Genomic DNA, 17,505 nt, shown 5'->3' on the forward strand with positions numbered 1-17,505 from the left:
CAGTCTACGTGGCTGTCGTCCGGCCGTTCACCACACGGTGGGGCCGCCGGGCGCTACGACTCCGACGAGGAGCCCGTGGGACCCGTCGCCGAACCCGACGCCTCCTTCGCCCGGCCCTGCTCGGCGGGACCGCGCCGCACCGCACCCGGCGCGTTCCACTCCTGCCGCTTGCGGGCCCGCATACGGGCCGCCTCGGAGGACTCCAGCTGGTACGGCACGGAGGTGACCATGACGCCGGGCGTGAACAGCAGGCGCCCCTTGAGCCGCAGCGCGCTCTGGTTGTGCAGCAGGTGCTCGTACCAGTGGCCGACCACGTACTCCGGGATGATCACCGAGACGGCGGCGCGCGGCGACTCCTTGCGCAGGCCCTTGACGTACTCGATGATCGGCCGCGTGATCTCGCGGTACGGGGAGTCGAGGACCTTCAGCGGTACGTCGATCCCGCGCCGCTCCCACTCCTCGCGCAGCGCCTTCGTCTCGGTGGGGTCGACGTTGACGGTGAGCGCCTCCAGCGTGTCGGAGCGCATCAGCTTGGCGTAGGCGAGGGCCCGCAGGGTCGGGCGGTGGATCTTGGAGATCAGGACCAGGGAGTGCACACGCGACGGCCGTACGCTGTCGTCGCTCGGGCCCTCGGGCGCCGCGATCTCGTCGGAGACCCGGTCGTAGTGCTTACGGATCGCCGTCATCGTCGCGTAGAAGATCACCATGCCGAGCAGCGCGACCCAGGCGCCGTGCGTGAACTTGGTGACGAGGACGACGACCAGCACGAGGCCGGTGAAGAAGGCGCCGAAGGCGTTGATCGCCCGGGAGCGGACCATGTGGCGGCGCTTGGCCTGGTCGGTCTCGGTGGCCAGATGGCGGTTCCAGTGGCGGACCATGCCGATCTGGCTGAGCGTGAAGGACACGAACACGCCGACGATGTACAGCTGGATCAGACGGGTGGAGTCGGCGCCGTAGATGATGATCAGGAAGGTGGCCGCGCCGGCCAGGAGCACGATGCCGTTGGAGAAGGCGAGCCGGTCGCCGCGGGTGTGCAGCTGGCGGGGCAGGTAGCGGTCCTGGGCGAGGATCGAGCCGAGCACCGGGAAGCCGTTGTAGGCGGTGTTGGCGGCGAGGAACAGCACCAGCGCGGTGGCCGCCGCGAGGACCACGAAGAAGAAGCTGCCCTTGCCGAAGACGGCCTCGGCGACCTGGGTGATCACCGGGTTCTGGACGTAGTCGGGGCCGACGCCGACGCCGTTCTTCAGCAGGTCGACGGCCGGGTTCTCGGCCATGCGGACATCGGTGGTCAGGGCGAGCACGATGATGCCGCAGAACATGGTGACGGCCAGCAGGCCCATCGCCGCGAGCGTGGTCGCCGCGTTCTTCGACTTGGGCTTGCGGAAGGCCGGCACGCCGTTGGAGATGGCCTCGACGCCGGTGAGCGCCGCGCAGCCGGAGGAGAAGGCGCGCAGCATCAGGAAGACCAGGGCGAAACCGGCCAGGCCCTGGTGCTCGGCCTTGATCGTGTACTCGGCGGTCGGCGCCCGCATGGTGTCGCCGAGGACGAGCCCGCGGAACGCACCCCACGCGATCATGATGAAGACGCCCGCGACGAACACGTACGTCGGGATGGCGAAGAGCTTCCCGGACTCCTTGACCCCGCGCAGGTTCATCAGCGTCAGCAGCACCACGACGGCGACCGCGCAGACCACCTTGTGCTCGACGACGAAGGGGACCGCGGAGCCGAGGTTCTCGATGCCGGAGGCGATGGAGACGGCCACGGTGAGGACGTAGTCGACGAGCAGCGCGCTCGCGACGGTCAGTCCCGCCTTGGCGCCGAGGTTGGTGGTGGCCACCTCGTAGTCGCCGCCGCCGCTCGGGTAGGCATGGACGTTCTGACGGTAGGAGGCGACCACCGTGAACATCAGCACGACGACCGCGAGGGCGATCCACGGACTGAAGTGGTAGGCCGACACGCCCGCGATGGACAGGACCAGCAGCACCTCCCCGGGCGCGTAGGCCACGGAGGACAGCAGGTCGGAGGCGAACACGGGCAGGGCGATGCGCTTCGGCAGGAGCGTTTCTCCGAGCCGATCACTGCGCAGGGCGCGCCCGATCAGGATCCGTTTGGGCACGTCGGTCAGTTTGGACACAACAGAGGATCGTATGCCTTCGAACTGGGGCGCGCCCACCCTCCCCCGGGGTGAGCCGGGTGACGCAGCACCGCGTCTGCCTCCCGAGTGAAATCGGCCACGCGTCGGCTGCGGATTCGCGGGCCGCGCCGATCGTCATGCCTATATGACAAACCCCGTCCCGCCGCCGCCCATCGGAGGTCCCATGCACACGACCGCGGAGCTGATCGGAGCCGTCGGCACCCTCGTCGGCCTCGGAATCCTTACCGTCCTCAGTCTCTGGAGCATCAGCCGGCGCTGATCACGCGAAGCGTGCACGGGGGTGCCCCACGTGCACCGCGGCTGTGTAGCTTGGTCGCCGGTCTGAGACTCTGTTCAGAGCCACGCCAGAAAATTTATTGACTTCTTGACTTCTTTACTTCCGGAAGGACGGTCGTGCACATCGTCATCATGGGCTGCGGCAGAGTGGGTTCCGCTCTCGCACAGACCCTGGAGCAACAGGGGCACACGGTCGCCGTGATCGACCAGGACCCCACCGCCTTCCGACGACTGGGCTCCGGGTTCGGCGGCCGTCGTGTCACCGGGGTCGGCTTCGACCAGGACACCCTGCGCGAGGCGGGGATCGAGGAGGCCGGCGCCTTCGCCGCCGTCTCCAGCGGCGACAACTCCAACATCATCGCCGCCCGGGTGGCCCGCGAGATGTTCGGCATCGAGAACGTCGCCGCCCGGATCTACGACCCCCGGCGGGCCGAGGTCTACCAGCGCCTGGGCATCCCCACCGTCGCCACCGTCCGCTGGACGGCCGACCAGATGCTGCGCCGGCTGCTGCCCTCGGGCGCCGAGCCGCTGTGGCGCGACCCCACCGGCGGCGTCCAGCTGGCCGAGGTGCACGCGGCGCCGTCCTGGGTCGGCCACAAGATCAGCAAGCTCCAGGAGGAGACGGGCGTCCGGGTGGCGTTCCTGACCCGCCTCGGCGAGACCATGCTGCCCACCTCGCAGACCGTGCTGCAGGAGGGCGACCTGGTGCATGTGATGATGCGTACCGACGAGGTGGAGAAGGTCGAGGCGTCGTTCGCCGAGGGCCCGAAGGAAGGCGGTCACTGATGAGGGTCGCCATCGCCGGAGCCGGTGCCGTCGGCCGCTCGATCGCGGGCGAGCTGCTGGAGAACGGCCACGAGGTCCTGCTCGTCGACAAGGCGCCGACCGCCATCTCGGTCGAGCGCGTCCCCCAGGCGGAGTGGCTGCTCGCCGACGCCTGCGAGATCACGTCCCTGGACGAGGCGGCGCTCCAGCGCTGCAACGTCGTGATCGCCGCCACCGGTGACGACAAGGTCAACCTGGTCGTGTCGCTGCTGGCGAAGACGGAGTACGGCGTCCCGCGCGTCGTCGCCCGCGTCAACAACCCCAAGAACGAGTGGCTCTTCAACGAGTCCTGGGGCGTCGACGTCGCCGTCTCCACACCCCGGCTGATGTCCGCCCTGGTCGAGGAGGCCGTCTCGGTCGGCGACCTGGTCCGCCTGCTGCGCTTCAGCCACGGCGACGCCAACCTCGTCGAACTGACCCTGCCCGAGGAGTCGGCGCTGGCCGGCACCCAGGTCGGCGACGTCGAGTGGCCCGAGGACACCACGCTGGTCACCATCATCCGCGGCACCAGGGTCCTCACCCCGACCAGGGAGGACTCCCTGGAACCGGGCGACGAGCTGCTCTTCGTGGCCGCCCAGGCGCGGGAGGAGCAGTTGGAGGACCTGCTGTCGGTACGGCGCGACACGTAGGCCCGTCCGCCTGTCCGAAGCGGGGGTCTGCGGCAGCGGGGGGTCTGGGGCGGGGGTCTGGGGGCCGGGGGTCTGGGGCGCCGGCCCCCGGACACCTCAGCCGTCCCGACGGTGCCGGCCGCCCGCGGCCTCGGCGGCGGCCTCCCGCTCGGCCTCCGCCTTCTCCTCCGCCTCCATCTCGGCGAACACGTCGATCGGCGCGGGCGCCTTCGCCAGGAAGACCCAGGTCAGCCAGACGGCCAGCAGGAAGGGCGGGATCTTCAGCGCGATCAGGACCCAGCCCAGCTGCGCGGTGTCCGCCCACCAGTACAGCGGGAAGAGGATCGCGCACTTGGCGAGCAGGATCAGGCCCCAGGCCCAGCTGGCCTTGGCGTACGCCTTCTTGCGGCCGGGGTTGCGGGTGCGCCAGGAGAGGTTCTCCTTGAAGACCGGGCCGAGGATCAGACCGATCAGCGGGACCCCGCACAGGGTCGTGATGATGTACGCCAGCGCCAGGCCCAGCGTGTAGAGCATGCCGGGGAGGTAGAAGTCCTTCGCGTTGCCGGTCATCATCGCGAAGACGACGCCGAAGGCGACCCCGAAGACCCCGCTGAAGGCGTGCTTGACGGTGTCCTTCATCGCCAGCCGGACCACGACCAGGACCAGCGACACCGCGAGTGCGGCGATCGCGGACATGTGCAGGTCCTTGTTGATCGTGAAGATGGTGACGAAGAGCAGGCCGGGCACGACCGTCTCGATCATGCCCCGCAGGCCGCCGAAGGCCTCGAACAGCGCGGCCTCGGTCACCGCCCGGGCGTCGGCCGCGGCGGTGTCCTCCGCGGTCGTGTCTTCGGTCGGCTTGTCGAGCGACGTCACCGGCTACTCCCTACCGAGGGGTCTCAGTTCGTACTTCGGGTTGAACAGCACCCGGCGGCCTCTGCTCATGGAGAGCCGGCCCGATGCGATGAGCCTGCGCCCCGGCTCTATGCCCACGATGGAGCGCCTGCCCAGCCACACCACGTCCAACGCGGCGCTGCCGTCGAACAGCTCGGCCTCCAGGGCCGGGACTCCGGCGCGCGGACGCAGGGTGACCGTGCGCAAGGTACCAGTAACCGTGACGATCTGCCGGTCCTGGCAGTCGCCGATCCGGACGCAGCCTGCCGTCTCGGCGTCCTCCCGCAGTTCCTGGGACTCCAGGTCCTCCTGGGACGAGGAGAGCCGGTCGAACATGCGCCGGAACCGGCCCACCGGCTTGTCGGAACGCGGAACATCACTCATGTCTGAAAGCGTACCGGGGCCCACCGACACGGCCGTACCCGTCCCGCGGCTCACTTCTCGAAGCGGTAGCCCATCCCCGGCTCGGTGATGAAGTGCCGCGGATGCGAGGGGTCCGCCTCCAGTTTCCGTCGGAGCTGGGCCATGTAGACCCGCAGGTAGTTCGTCTCGGTGCCGTACGACGGCCCCCACACCTCCTGGAGGAGCTGCTTCTGCCCGACCAGGCGCCCCGAGTTGCGCACCAGCACCTCCAGCAGATGCCACTCGGTCGGGGTGAGCCGGACGTCCCGGCCGTCCCGGTGGACCTTCTTGGCGGCGAGGTCGACGGTGAACCCGTCCGTCTCCACCAGGACGTCGTCCTCGCCGCCCCCGGCCGGCTCGGCCCGGCGCACGGCGGCCCGCAGCCGGGCCAGCAGCTCGTCCATGCCGAAGGGCTTGGTGACGTAGTCGTCGGCGCCCGCGTCGAGCGCCTCGACCTTCTCGTCCGAGGAGTGCCGGGCCGACAGCACCAGGATCGGCACCCGGGTCCAGCCCCGCAGCCCCCTGATCACCTCGACGCCGTCCATGTCGGGCAGCCCGAGGTCGAGGACCACCACGTCCGGGTGGCGGGCGGCGGCGAGCCGGAGGGCGGTGGCGCCGTCGTGCGCGGCGTCGACCTCGTACTTGCGCGCCTTGAGGTTGATCACGAGGGCGCGCACGATCTGCGGCTCGTCGTCGATCACCAGCACCCTGGTGGCGGTCTGGGAGGGTCCCCCAGCAGGACTCACCATGAAGCCTGCCTTTCCGGTCGTACCGAATGTCCTGGTGCCGCGGGTGGTGGCGCGGGGTCCGCGGCGGGCCGTGCCGGCGGCTGGGCCGTCACCGCCGCCGCCGCGCGCAGGGTGAGGACCATGGTGAGGCCTCCGCCGGGGGTGTCCTCGGCGTTGAGGGTGCCGCCCATGGCCTCGGCGAAGCCGCGCGCCACCGCGAGCCCCAGTCCCACGCCCGCCCCGCGCGGTGCGTCGCCGTGGCGCTGGAAGGGCGCGAAGATCCGCTCCTTGGCCTCGTCGGGGACGCCCGGTCCGCGGTCCACCACCCGGACCTCGACGCGGTCGGACAGGGCGCTCGCGGCGACGAGCACCGGTTCGCCGTCCGGGCTGTACTTGACCGCGTTCTCCACGAGGTTGGCCACCGACCGCTCCAGCAGCCCGGCGTCGACGGCGACCATGGGCAGCGTCTCGGGGATGTCCAGCTCGACGCTCTCCTCCGGGTCGGGGACCCCGCCGAGGGCCATCGGCACCACCTCGTCGAGGTCGATCTCCCGGATGATCGGCGTGACCGTCCCCGTCTGCAGGCGCGACATGTCGAGCAGATTGCCCACCAGGTGGTCGAGCCGGTCGGCGCCGTCCTCGATGCCTTCGAGCAGCTCCGCGCGGTCCTCCTCGGACCAGGCCACGTCGTCGGACCGCAGGCTGGAGACCGCGGCCTTGATCCCGGCCAGCGGGGTGCGCAGATCGTGGCTTACGGCGGCCAGCAGGGCGGTGCGGATCCGGTTGCCCTCGGCCAGCGCACGGGCGTGCTCGGCCTCCTCCTTGAGTCGACTGCGGTCCAGTACGACGACGGCCTGCGCCGCGAACGCGGCCAGCACCCGGCGGTCCTCGGCCGGCAGCACGCGGCCGGTGAGCGCCAGCGCCGCGCGGTCACCGACCGGAACGTCGACGTCCGCCTCGTCGGGGCGCTGTACCGGCCGCCCGAGGCCCACATGGCCCGCGCAGGTCCACGGGGACCGGTCGTCCGCCCGCTCCAGCAGGGCCGCCGACTCCATGCCGAAAGTCTCCCGGACCCGTTCCAGCAGGGCCTCCAGGCTGGTCTCGCCGCGCAGCACGTTGCCCGCGAGGAAGGACAGGATCTCCGACTCGGCTCTCAGCCGGGCCGCCTGATGGGTGCGGCGGGCCGCCAGGTCGACCACCGACGCCACCGACACCCCCACCCCCACGAAGATCACTATGGCGATGATGTTCTTCGGGTCCGCGATCGTCCACCGGTGCAGGGGCGGGGTGTAGAAGAAGTTCAGCAGCAGCGAGCCCAGCGCCGCCGAGGCCAGCGCCGGGAGCAGTCCGCCGAGCAGCGCGGCCGCCACGGTCACGGCAAGGAACAGCAGCATGTCGTTGGCGAGCCCGAGCTGGACGGTGTTCAGCAGCAGCGCGAGGATCACCGGGCCGCCCAGGCCGACGAGCCAGCCCCAGACGATCCGGGCCCGCCCGAGCCGGGCACCGCGGGCCACGGGGAGCCCCCGGCCCTTGGCGACCTCGCCGTGCGTGACGATGTGCACGTCGAGGTCGGGGCCGGACTCGCGGGCGACCGTGGCGCCGACGCCGGGCCCGAAGACGTACTGCCAGGCCTTGCGGCGCGAGGAGCCGAGGACGATCTGGGTGGCGTTCACCCCCCGGGCGAAGTCCAGCAGCGCGGCCGGTATGTCGTCGCCGACCACATGGTGGAAGGTGCCGCCGAGATCCTCCACGAGGGTGCGCTGGACGGCGAGTTCCTTGGGCGAGGCCGAGGTCAGTCCGTCGCTGCGCGCGATGTAGACGGCGAGGACCTCGCCGCCGGCGCCCTTCTCGGCGAGCCGGGCCGCCCGCCGGATGAGGGTGCGCCCCTCGGGGCCGCCGGTGAGCCCGACGACGATCCGCTCGCGCGAGCCCCAGATCGCCGACACCCGGTGCTCGCTGCGGTACCGCTTCAGGTACGCGTCGACCCGGTCGGCCACCCACAGCAGGGCGAGCTCCCGCAGGGCGGTGAGGTTACCGGGCCGGAAGTAGTTGGACAGGGCCGCGTCGACCTTGTCCGGCCGGTAGATGTTGCCGTGCGCCATCCGGCGGCGCAGGGCCTCCGGTGACATGTCCACCAGCTCGATCTGGTCGGCCCTGCGGACGAACTCGTCGGGCACGGTCTCCTGCTGCCGTACGCCCGTGATGGACTCGACCACGTCCCCGAGAGACTCCAGGTGCTGGATGTTGACGGTGGAGACGACGTCGACGCCGGCCGCGAGGAGTTCCTCCACGTCCTGCCAGCGCTTGGCGTTGCGCGAACCGGGGACGTTGGTGTGCGCGAGTTCGTCCACCAGGGCGACCTGCGGGCGGCGGGCGAGGACCGCGTCCACGTCCATCTCGGTGAAGACGGCGCCCCGGTGCTCCAGCTCACGGCGCGCGACCTGCTCCAGGCCGTGCAGCATCACCTCGGTGCGGGTACGGCCGTGGTGCTCGACGTAGGCCACCACGCAGTCCGTGCCGCGTTCCACCCGGCGGTGCGCCTCGGACAGCATGGCGTAGGTCTTGCCCACGCCCGGTGCCGCACCGAGGTAGATCCGAAGCTTGCCGCGCGCCATGGCCTCATTGTCTTCCCGTGACTCCTGCCCACGCAGCGTCGACCCTACGGCCAGGGGGTCCGACAAATGGGGCGAGGCGTGCGCCGGCGGGCTCCTTTGACGCAACCCTGACGCGAGCGCCGACCCGCCGACCTCGCCGACTCCGCCGACACCGCCGACACCGCCGACACGGAAAAGAGCCGCACCCCGAAGAATGCGGCTCTCTCTGACTCCCTCTCGGCGCTCAGCGGACCTCGGTGATCTCCGGTCCGCGCTGGAGCTGGCCCATGCCTCCGGAGAAGCGGGAACTCTCGTCCTGCTGCTGGATGCCCTCGGGGACCATCTGCGCGTCGTTCGGCAGCTTGAGGACGATGGGGTCGCGCGGCGCCATCGGGCCGTCGCCGCGCACCACGACCGTGTCCCGGAAGATCTGCTCGAGCAGGCCGGCGGCCTGCGGCTGCACCGCGCCCTGGCCGGAGATCACTCCGCGCAGGAACCAGCGGGGGCCGTCCACACCGACGAACCGGACGACGTGGAAGCCGCCGGTGCCGTCCGGCAGCTGCACCGGGACCTGGGCCCGCAGCTCCCAGCCCAGCGGGCCCTCGACCTCGTCGATGATCCCGCCCTGCTGGGTGATGCCCGCACCGATCTCCTCGCGCACCTCGCCCCAGATGCCCTCGCGCTTGGGCGCGGCGAAGGCCTGGAGCTGGATGGCGCTGTCGCGCAGGACGACGGTGGCGGCGACGATCGCGTCACCCGCGACCTCGACGCGCAGCTCCATGCCGTCGACGCCCGGCACGAACAGACCGCCCAGGTCCACCCGGCCCTCGGCCGGGTCGCGGACCTCGGAGCTGTCCCAGGGTCCGTCGGGCCGCGGCTCGGGCTCGAGCCGGACGCGCTCACGCTCGCCCGCTACCTCTTCGTCCGCCTCAGTGTCGACACTGTCGACGACCTGCTCGGCCTCGCCGGCCGCGTCCTCGGCGGCACCCTTCTTCTTGCGACGTCCGAACACGTCACTGTCCTTCCCGGTCGGATACGACCGATGCGTATCGATACCCACCCACACTGCCGCCCAGGGCGGCCTGACCGCTTGCATCGCCCACCGCGGCATGCCCGCCGGTGGACCCGAAGCCCCCCGCGGCCCGTGCCGATTCGGGAAGTTCCGCGACCTCCTGGAAGCGGACCCTCTCGACCTGCTGGACGACCAGTTGGGCAATCCGGTCGAAGCGCTCGAACCGCACGGACTCGCGCGGGTCGAGATTCACCACGATCACCTTGATCTCCCCACGGTACCCGGCATCAACCGTCCCCGGGGCATTCACGAGTCCGACTCCGCAGCGGGCCGCGAGCCCCGACCGGGGATGCACGAAGGCCGCGTACCCCTCGGGCAGCGCGACGGACACCCCCGTGGGCAGGACGGCCCGTTCCCCCGGCCCCAGCTCACAGGCCTCGGTGGTCCGCAGATCCGCCCCCGCGTCCCCGGGGTGCTCGTACGCCGGAAGCGGTACGTCGGGGTGGACGCGCCGGATCAGGACGTCCAGGGGGTCACGGCTCACGGGTTCACCTCGAAGGCGCGGGCCCGCCGGGCCCGGTCGGGGTCGCTCATGGCCGCCTGGATCTCCTCCTCGCGGCCGTGGTGGACGAAGTGCGCCACGTCGACCTCCACGAAGAGGGCGTCGGCGCGGACCGCGACGGGGCCCTCGGGGCCGCCGATGCGTCCGGTCGCCGTCGAGTAGATCTTCCGCCGGGCCACCGCCGTCACCTCGGCCTCCAGGTACAGGGTGGTGCCGACGGGCACCGGCCGGACGAAGTCGGTCTCCAGCCGGCCGGTCACCGCGATGGTGCGCAGCAGCCAGTTCAGCGAGCCGAGCGTCTCGTCGAGGGCGGTGGCCAGCACCCCGCCGTGCGCGAGCCCCGGAGCGCCCTGGTGGGCGGGCTGCACGGTGAACTCGGCGGTGACGGCGACCCCCTCACCGGCCCGCGCCTGCAGGTGCAGCCCGTGCACCTGTCCGCCGCCGCACCCGAAACACTGTTCGTAGTGGGCACCGAGGAGCTCGCCGGGCGCGGGAGCATCGGGGTGCCGGACGGGTTTCACGGCGTCGGCGGGGGGCTGAAGAGCTGCGGAAGTACCACTCACAGCCGCAGACCTTACCCGCGCGTCGGCCGATACCGAGCACCGTGCCAAGCTTGACTCCATGCAGCTCTCCGCCGCCCCTTACGAAGAACGTCTCACCGCGCCCCGCACCTGGTGGCTGATCTCGTTCCTCGTCGGCGTCTCCTTCGCCCTGATCCTGCTGCCCTTCGGCACGCTGCCGCTGCTGGGCGGCCTGGTGGGCGGGACGGCGGTGGCCGCGGTCGCCGCCAGTTCGTACGGCTCGGTGCGCATCCGGGTGGTCGGGGACGCGCTGATCGCCGGCGAGGCGCGGATCCCGGTCACGGCCCTCGGCGAGGCGGAGGTCCTGGACCCGGAGGAGGCGCGGGCCTGGCGCACCTACAAGGCGGACGTGCGCGCGTTCCTGCTGCTGCGCGCCTACATCCCCACCGCGCTGAAGGTGCAGGTCACCGATCCGGACGACCCGACCCCCTACCTGTACCTGTCGACGCGGGAGCCGGAGCGGCTGGCGCAGGCGCTGCGCACGGCGCGGGAGGCCGCGGTCTAGGGCGCCGCGCCCCGGCTCAGTACCCGAGCTCCCTGGGATGTCCGGGGAGCTCCGTCATGTCCAGCGGATCTGCGGGCTTCTCCAGCGGCGGCAGGTCCGTCAGGGCCTCCCAGGGCACCTGGGCCTTGCGCAGATCGGCGCGGATCCTCGCGGCCAGCTTCTTGGTGTCGCGCCGGTTCATGGCCGCGCCCACCACGGCGCCCACCAGGAACGGCACCAGCATCGGCAGGTCACGGACGAGCCGTTTCATGATCTGCTGGCGCAGCTCGCGTTTCATCTGGCCGCCGAGCGCGGAGTTGACCGAGGACGGCTTGAGCGGTTCTATGCCGCGCTCGCCCGACCAGGAGCGCAGATAGGCCGTGCTGCGGTCCTTGAGGCTGCCGGGGGGCCTGAGGCCGTACACCTCGTGCAGTTCGGCGATGAGCTTCAGCTCGATCGCCGCCACGCCGGTGATCTCCGCGGCCAGCTCGGTCGGCATCGCGGGCGGCACGGGCAGCATGGCCGCCGCGCCGACGCCCGCGCCGACCGTGGCCGTGGCGTTAGCGGCGCCCGCCACGAGCTTGTCGGCGAGCTGTTCCGGCCCGAGGCCGGGGAACTGTCTGCGGAGCGTCCTGAGGTCCCGTACGGGGATCCTCGGGGCGATCTCGATGATCCGGTCCGCGAGGTAGGCCAGACCGGCCCTGGCGCGGTCCCCGCCCTTGCGGACGCCTTCCCGGGCCAGGTCCCTGGCCTTGTCGCGGATCACCGCGGCCCGTCGCCTGGCGACGGGCGCGGGTCCACGTCCAGGCTCCGGGAGTCCGGTCCCGTCACCTGTCGTACCGAGCGAGGCCGATCCCGCAGGGACCACTCCCGTACCGGATGGGCCTCGCTCGTCGTCACGCACGCCGTGAGGGCCGTCGGACGGCCCGTGGTCCGCTCCCGGCTTGCGGAAGCGGCGCTTCCGAGAGGGGGTCGAGCCAGTCACGGCCGACCCCGCCTCAGTCGCAGTCGCGGCAGATCGGCTGACCGTTCTTCTCCCGGGCCAGCTGGCTGCGGTGGTGCACCAGGAAGCAGCTCATGCAGGTGAACTCGTCCTGCTGCTTCGGCAGCACGCGGACAGCCAGTTCCTCGTTGGACAGGTCCGCTCCGGGGAGCTCCAGCCCTTCCGCGGCCTCGAACTCGTCGACATCGACGGCGGAGGCGGACTTGTCGTTCCGCCGGGCCTTCAGCTCTTCAAGGCTGTCGGAGTCGACGTCGTCGTCGGTCTTGCGTGGGGTGTCGTAATCGGTTGCCATTTCGCCTCTCCCCCTCTGGGTGAATGCGGTGTCTCCAGCGCACGTAACGCGTGAGAGGCCGGACTTGTGCCCGCCTCGAGGCGGAGATTTTGCCTCACATCAAGGTCTGTTACTCAATCGACACCCAACCGGACTCCTCATGAGTGATCGGCTTGGATGGCGATCGGGACCGTACACGGTCCTGATGTCGCACTTCAAAGGCGTCTCACCGTGTACTTCCCGTGATCAGGACCCCCGAAAACCCGGATTTTCCGGGCTTTCCGGCGGGCGCCATGATCACAGAGAGTAGATGGCCGGAAATTCGCCTTTGTGATCGATCACACACGGGGCCGCCCTGGCCGAGTGCTGAGAATTCCGCGCAAAGCGAACATCCCCGCGTGTGTCGGCGACATGATCTCAGACGGGCAGGGTCACCCGCATCACCAGTCCTCCCCCCTCCCGCGGCTGGGCCGCGATGTGCCCGCCGTGTGCCCGGGCCACGGACCGCGCGATGGACAGCCCGAGCCCGACCCCCTTGTCGCTGCCCGTGCGCTCCGTACGCAGCCGCCGGAACGGCTCGAAGAGATTGTCGACCTCGTACGCCGGCACGACCGGCCCGGTGTTGGACACCACCAGGACCGCGTGCCCGTGCTGGATCTCGGTGGTCACCTCGACCCAGCCGTCCTCCGGGACGTTGTAGCGCACGGCGTTCTGCACCAGGTTCAGCGCGATGCGCTCCAGCAGGACGCCGTTGCCCTGCACGACCGCGGGTTTCTGCTCGCTGCGGATCACCACGCCCTTCGCCTCCGCCTCCGCGCGCACCTGGTCGACGGCCTGCTCGGCGACCTCGGCCAGGTCCACCGGCTTGCGCTCGACGATCTGGTTGTCGCTGCGGGCGAGCAGCAGCAGGCCCTCCACGAGCTGCTCGCTGCGCTCGTTGGTGGCCAGCAGGGTCTTGCCGAGCTGTTGCAGCTCCACGGGCGCGTGCGGATCGGAGAGGTGCACCTCCAGCAGCGTGCGGTTGATGGCCAGCGGGGTGCGCAGCTCGTGCGAGGCGTTGCCGACGAAGCGCTGCTGGGCGGTGAAGGCCCGCTGGAGGCGCTCCAGCATGTCGTCGAAGGTGTCCGCGAGCTCCTTGAACTCGTCGTCCGGGCCGTCCAGCTCGATCCGGCGCGAGAGGTCCGAGCCGGCCACGGCGCGCGCGGTGCGGGTGATCCGCCCGAGCGGCGACAGGACGCGTCCGGCCATGGCGTAGCCGAAGGCGAAGGCGATCACGGCGAGACCGAGGAGGGCCAGGAGGGAGCGGCTGAGGAGGTCGTCGAGGGCGGCCTGGCGGGAGTGGTCGATGCAGTCGCTGATCGCGGAGTTGAACTGCGTGAGGGTCAGACCGGTCGCGTTGTTGACCGCGGGGCAGTCGGCGCTGGCGACCTTGATCTCGTTACTGGCGCTCACGATCTTGAACGGCGGCTGGTTGCCGGTGCTGATGGCCTGCGCGGCGAGGAGGTAGATGATCGACAGCAAGAGGATGCCGGCGATCAGGAACATCCCGCCGTACAGCAGGGTGAGGCGTATCCGGATCGTGGGGCGCAGCCACGGGAAGGGGGTCTGCGCCCGCCGGGGATCCCACGTGGGCTTCGGGGGTGCCTGGGGAGGCGCGGGTGCGGCGGCCACGGCCATCAGATCCGGTAGCCGGAGCCGGGCACGGTGACGATCACCGGGGGTTCGCCGAGCTTGCGGCGGAGCGTCATGACGGTCACGCGGACGACGTTGGTGAACGGGTCGGTGTTCTCGTCCCACGCCTTCTCCAGGAGCTGTTCCGCCGAGACGACGGCGCCCTCGCTGCGCATCAGGACCTCCAGGACGGCGAACTCCTTGGGTGCGAGCTGGACCTCCCTGCCGTCGCGGAAGACCTCGCGGCGGTTCGGGTCGAGCTTGATGCCGGCGCGCTCCAGGACGGGCGGCAGCGGCACGCTGGTACGCCGGCCGAGGGCCCGCACGCGCGCGATCAGCTCGCTGAACGCGAAGGGCTTGGGGAGGTAGTCGTCGGCGCCGATCTCCAGGCCCTCGACGCGGTCGCTGACGTCGCCGGAGGCCGTGAGCATCAGGACGCGTGTGGGCAGGCCGAGCTCGACGATCTTCCGGCAGACGTCGTCGCCGTGGACGAGCGGGAGGTCGCGGTCGAGGACGACCACGTCGTAGTCGTTGACGCCGATGCGTTCCAGGGCGGCCGCACCGTCGTACACGACGTCGACGGCCATGGCCTCCCGGCGTAGTCCGGTGGCCACCGCATCGGCGAGCAGCTGCTCGTCCTCGACGACGAGTACGCGCACGTCGCTTGTCCTTCCTGTGTCCACCCGTAGCGCTCCGTGAGCGCACGCGGGCAGGGGTTCCTGGTGGGTGTGCTTCCATCCTGCCCTTTTCGGCCATAAGTCGGCGGTAAGACGGTGAGGGCGCGATGAAGGCCAGGTATGAACCCCGGGAATGCGAGATTTTCTCGTTCGGTTGAGGTTTCCGTGGAAGGGAGCGGGGGGAGGACGGCTTTACACCCCGCGATCACGCTCTGCATGTGCCACAACACCATGTGGTACTCCGCTGTCCGCTTGCCGCAGAGTGGGCGTGGGTGTCCGGCACCGTCGCCGCCCGGCAGGGCAGCGCTGGGCACCCACTGGAGACGTGATCGCCCCTTCCGAACCGGCACACCCCCGTGCCATCGACCCACGACCCAGGACGAGGGGGCGCAGCATGGACGCATTCACCACAGGACTTCTGCAGCGCATAAGGGCGACCGAGTCCGATCTGACCAGGGCGCTCGACGAGGGCGACGACTTCCTCGTCGAGGTGGAGCAGGCTGAACTCGACGACCTGCGACGCCTCGCCGCCGAACACGGTGTGGAGGTCGGCGCGAGGAGCGTCTGAGTGGTTGGTACGCGTCGTTCGCACGCGTGACGGAGGGGCCCCGGCGAATCCAGCGCCGGGGCCCCTTCGCGTGCGCGCCGGTGCCTCAGTCGTGCCAGGCGCCGAAGTCCTCCAGGAGGCGCTGGAGGGGCTCGAAGACGGCCGGGGTGGCGGCGATGGCCAGGTCGCGCGAGGGGCGCTCTCCGGGGCGTCCACCGGTCAGCGCGCCCGCCTCCCGGGCGATCAGGTCACCCGCCGCGAGGTCCCAGGGGTGCAGTCCGCGCTCGTAGTAGCCGTCCAGGCGGCCTGCGGCCACGTCGGCCAGGTCCACGGCGGCCGACCCGCTGCGCCGGATGTCCCGCAGCAGCGGGACGATCCGCCGGGCCACCTCGGCCTGGTGGGTGCGGACCTCGGTGACGTAGTTGAAGCCGGTGGAGACCAGGGCCTGGTCGAGCGGGGCCGGGGCCCGGCAGGACAGCTCCCGCTCGCCGTCCCAGGCACCGGTCGCGCGGGCGCCGCGACCGCGTACGGCGTGGTACGACTCCCCGCGCATCGGGATCTCCACGACCCCGACGACGGTCTCGCCGTCCTGCTCGGCGGCGATGGAGACGGCCCAGGTGGGCAGGCCGTAGAGGTAGTTGACCGTGCCGTCGAGGGGGTCGATCACCCAGCGGATGCCGGTGCTGCCGGGGCTGGCGGCGCCCTCCTCGCCGAGGAAGCCGTCGTGGGGGCGGTGTTCGGAGATCAGGCCGGTGATCAGCTTCTCGGCGGCGATGTCCATCTCGGTGACCACGTCGATGGGGCTCGACTTGGTGGCGGCCACCGCGAGGTCGGCCGGGCGGCCGTCCCGCAGCAGCGCGCCGGCCCGGCGGGCGGCCTCCCGGGCGAGTGCGAGCAGGTCCTCGTGGAGGGGGTCGGTCACGGGGCTCCTCACGCGTAGGGGCTGTCGGCGCCGGCGGCGGCGGGGTGGGGCGCGCGGGCCGGGCAGCAGCCGACGGGGCACAGGTCGTGGCTGGCGCCCAGCGCGCCCAGGGCGCACGGGGTGACCGGTCGGCCGGTCTCGGCTGCGGCACGCTCCAGGACCAGCTCGCGGACGGCGGCGGCGAACCTCGGGTCCGCGCCGACGGTGGCCGAGCGGCGCACCGGCAGGCCGAGCTCCGCGGCCTTGGCCGTGGCCTCGGTGTCGAGGTCGTAGAGGACCTCCATGTGGTCGGAGACGAAGCCGATGGGGGCCATCACGACCGCGGGGACGCCGGCCGCGTGGCGCTCCTCGAGGTGGTCGCAGATGTCGGGCTCCAGCCAGGGGATGTGGGGGGCGCCGGAGCGGGACTGGTAGACGAGCTGCCAGGGGTGGTCGACGCCGGTGCGCTCGCGGACGGCGTCGGCGATCGTACGGGCCACGTCCAGGTGCTGCCTCACGTACGCCCCGCCGTCGCCGTGGCCCTCGACGGGGCCGGAGGTGTCGGCCGAGGCGTCGGGGATCGAGTGGGTGGAGAAGGCGAGGTGGGCGCCGTCGCGGACGTCCTCGGGGAGGTCGGCGAGGGACCGGAGGACGCCGTCGATCATGGGCTCAAGGAAGCCCGGGTGGTTGAAGTAGTGCCGCAGCTTGTCGATCCGGGGCAGCGGCAGGCCCTCCGCCTCCAGCGCGGCCAGCGAGTCGGCGAGGTTCTCGCGGTACTGGCGGCAGCCCGAGTACGAGGCGTAGGCGCTGGTGGCGAGGACGAGGATGCGGCGGCGGCCGTCGGCGACCATCTCGCGCAGGGTGTCGGTGAGGTAGGGGGCCCAGTTGCGGTTGCCCCAGTAGACCGGCAGGTCCAGGCCGTGGTCGGCGAAGTCCTTGCGCAGGGCGTCCAGGAGGGCGCGGTTCTGGTCGTTGATGGGGCTGACTCCGCCGAACAGGAAGTAGTGCCGGCCGACCTCCTTGAGGCGTTCCTTCGGAATGCCGCGCCCGCGGGTCACGTTCTCCAGGAACGGGACCACGTCGTCCGGGCCTTCCGGGCCGCCGAAGGAGAGCAGGAGCAGGGCGTCGTAGGGGGTGGCATCGAGCGCTTCTGGCATGGATCCGATCCTGCCACCCGCGTCCGACAGCGGGGAAACGGCGGGGGCACACCGGGGTCGCACCGGCATCGCACCGGGCGCCGTACCGGGGGTGCCCGCGGGGCGTGCGCGCCGGTGCCGGCCGGTATGGCCGGTACGGCCGGTGCATGGGGGTTG

At 71.3% G+C, this 17,505-nt stretch carries 18 protein-coding genes; 4 read left to right on the forward strand and 14 right to left on the reverse strand.

Going from position 1 to position 17,505, the window contains the following annotated elements; genetic code table 11:
- Nucleotides 1-53 precede the first annotated feature (53 nt).
- Entirely contained in the window at nucleotides 54-2,135 is a 2,082-nt protein-coding gene (locus AQJ58_RS09490; protein WP_067247294.1) for an APC family permease, read from the reverse strand.
- 414 nt (nucleotides 2,136-2,549) lie between these two features.
- On the opposite strand from AQJ58_RS09490, the gene AQJ58_RS09495 reads away from it, so the two are divergent.
- On the forward strand, nucleotides 2,550-3,218 hold the full coding sequence (locus AQJ58_RS09495) for a potassium channel family protein (protein WP_067247297.1): 669 nt from the start codon (nucleotides 2,550-2,552) through the stop codon (nucleotides 3,216-3,218).
- Complete coding sequence (locus AQJ58_RS09500) at nucleotides 3,218-3,886, forward strand: potassium channel family protein (protein WP_067247300.1); 669 nt, start codon at nucleotides 3,218-3,220, stop codon at nucleotides 3,884-3,886. The genes AQJ58_RS09495 and AQJ58_RS09500 overlap by 1 nt, the downstream gene beginning before the upstream one ends.
- 96 nt (nucleotides 3,887-3,982) lie before the next feature.
- Here the strand turns inward: AQJ58_RS09500 and AQJ58_RS09505 are convergent, their stop codons facing one another.
- From AQJ58_RS09505 to AQJ58_RS09535, 7 genes are all read right to left on the reverse strand, one after another.
- Nucleotides 3,983-4,741: a DUF3159 domain-containing protein gene (locus tag AQJ58_RS09505; RefSeq protein WP_067247303.1), complete on the reverse strand. Its 759-nt coding sequence runs from the start codon at nucleotides 4,739-4,741 to the stop codon at nucleotides 3,983-3,985.
- A gap of 3 nt (nucleotides 4,742-4,744) precedes the next feature.
- Nucleotides 4,745-5,143: an OB-fold nucleic acid binding domain-containing protein gene (locus AQJ58_RS09510; RefSeq protein ID WP_067247794.1), complete on the reverse strand. Its 399-nt coding sequence runs from the start codon at nucleotides 5,141-5,143 to the stop codon at nucleotides 4,745-4,747.
- A 50-nt stretch (nucleotides 5,144-5,193) separates the two neighbouring features.
- Nucleotides 5,194-5,910 (reverse strand): response regulator, encoded by a 717-nt coding sequence (locus AQJ58_RS09515; RefSeq protein WP_067247305.1) that lies wholly within the window; start codon nucleotides 5,908-5,910, stop codon nucleotides 5,194-5,196.
- Complete coding sequence (locus AQJ58_RS09520) at nucleotides 5,904-8,504, reverse strand: sensor histidine kinase (protein ID WP_067247308.1); 2,601 nt, start codon at nucleotides 8,502-8,504, stop codon at nucleotides 5,904-5,906. The genes AQJ58_RS09515 and AQJ58_RS09520 overlap by 7 nt, the downstream gene beginning before the upstream one ends.
- Nucleotides 8,505-8,727: 223 nt before the next feature.
- Complete coding sequence (locus AQJ58_RS09525) at nucleotides 8,728-9,495, reverse strand: DUF3710 domain-containing protein (protein WP_067247309.1); 768 nt, start codon at nucleotides 9,493-9,495, stop codon at nucleotides 8,728-8,730.
- Between the two features lies 1 nt (nucleotide 9,496).
- A complete protein-coding gene (gene dut / locus AQJ58_RS09530) occupies nucleotides 9,497-10,039 on the reverse strand; it encodes a dUTP diphosphatase (RefSeq protein WP_067247312.1) in 543 nt (180 codons plus the stop codon).
- Entirely contained in the window at nucleotides 10,036-10,620 is a 585-nt protein-coding gene (locus AQJ58_RS09535) for a PaaI family thioesterase (protein WP_067247314.1), read from the reverse strand. Before AQJ58_RS09535 ends, dut begins: the two co-directional genes overlap by 4 nt.
- A gap of 58 nt (nucleotides 10,621-10,678) precedes the next feature.
- On the opposite strand from AQJ58_RS09535, the gene AQJ58_RS09540 reads away from it, so the two are divergent.
- Complete coding sequence (locus tag AQJ58_RS09540; RefSeq protein WP_067247317.1) at nucleotides 10,679-11,143, forward strand: DUF3093 domain-containing protein; 465 nt, start codon at nucleotides 10,679-10,681, stop codon at nucleotides 11,141-11,143.
- A 16-nt stretch (nucleotides 11,144-11,159) separates the two neighbouring features.
- On the opposite strand, the gene AQJ58_RS09545 is transcribed toward AQJ58_RS09540, so the two are convergent.
- The 4 genes from AQJ58_RS09545 to AQJ58_RS09560 form a co-directional block, all read right to left on the reverse strand.
- The gene (locus AQJ58_RS09545; protein ID WP_079078799.1) at nucleotides 11,160-12,107 is read right to left on the reverse strand and encodes a hypothetical protein; all 948 of its coding nucleotides are present in this window, start codon (nucleotides 12,105-12,107) and stop codon (nucleotides 11,160-11,162) included.
- Nucleotides 12,108-12,120: 13 nt separating this feature from the next.
- A complete protein-coding gene (locus tag AQJ58_RS09550; protein ID WP_003993510.1) occupies nucleotides 12,121-12,417 on the reverse strand; it encodes a DUF4193 domain-containing protein in 297 nt (98 codons plus the stop codon).
- Between the two features lie 396 nt (nucleotides 12,418-12,813).
- Nucleotides 12,814-14,067, reverse strand: coding sequence for a sensor histidine kinase (locus AQJ58_RS09555; protein ID WP_067247797.1), 1,254 nt, complete (start codon nucleotides 14,065-14,067; stop codon nucleotides 12,814-12,816).
- 5 nt (nucleotides 14,068-14,072) lie between these two features.
- Nucleotides 14,073-14,726 carry a response regulator transcription factor gene (locus tag AQJ58_RS09560; protein ID WP_067247321.1) on the reverse strand — a complete coding sequence of 218 codons (654 nt, stop codon included), beginning with the start codon at nucleotides 14,724-14,726 and terminating at the stop codon, nucleotides 14,073-14,075.
- A 412-nt stretch (nucleotides 14,727-15,138) separates the two neighbouring features.
- Between AQJ58_RS09560 and AQJ58_RS43805 the strand changes: the two genes are divergently transcribed.
- Entirely contained in the window at nucleotides 15,139-15,312 is a 174-nt protein-coding gene (locus AQJ58_RS43805; protein ID WP_199844554.1) for a hypothetical protein, read from the forward strand.
- 85 nt (nucleotides 15,313-15,397) lie between these two features.
- Here the strand turns inward: AQJ58_RS43805 and AQJ58_RS09565 are convergent, their stop codons facing one another.
- On the reverse strand, nucleotides 15,398-16,213 hold the full coding sequence (locus AQJ58_RS09565) for an inositol monophosphatase family protein (RefSeq protein ID WP_067247323.1): 816 nt from the start codon (nucleotides 16,211-16,213) through the stop codon (nucleotides 15,398-15,400).
- Between the two features lie 8 nt (nucleotides 16,214-16,221).
- Nucleotides 16,222-17,349, reverse strand: coding sequence for a ferrochelatase (locus AQJ58_RS09570; RefSeq protein ID WP_067247325.1), 1,128 nt, complete (start codon nucleotides 17,347-17,349; stop codon nucleotides 16,222-16,224).
- Nucleotides 17,350-17,505: the final 156 nt, after the last annotated feature.

This window comes from Streptomyces sp. DSM 15324, assembly GCF_001514285.1.
Lineage (GTDB): Bacteria > Actinomycetota > Actinomycetes > Streptomycetales > Streptomycetaceae > Streptomyces.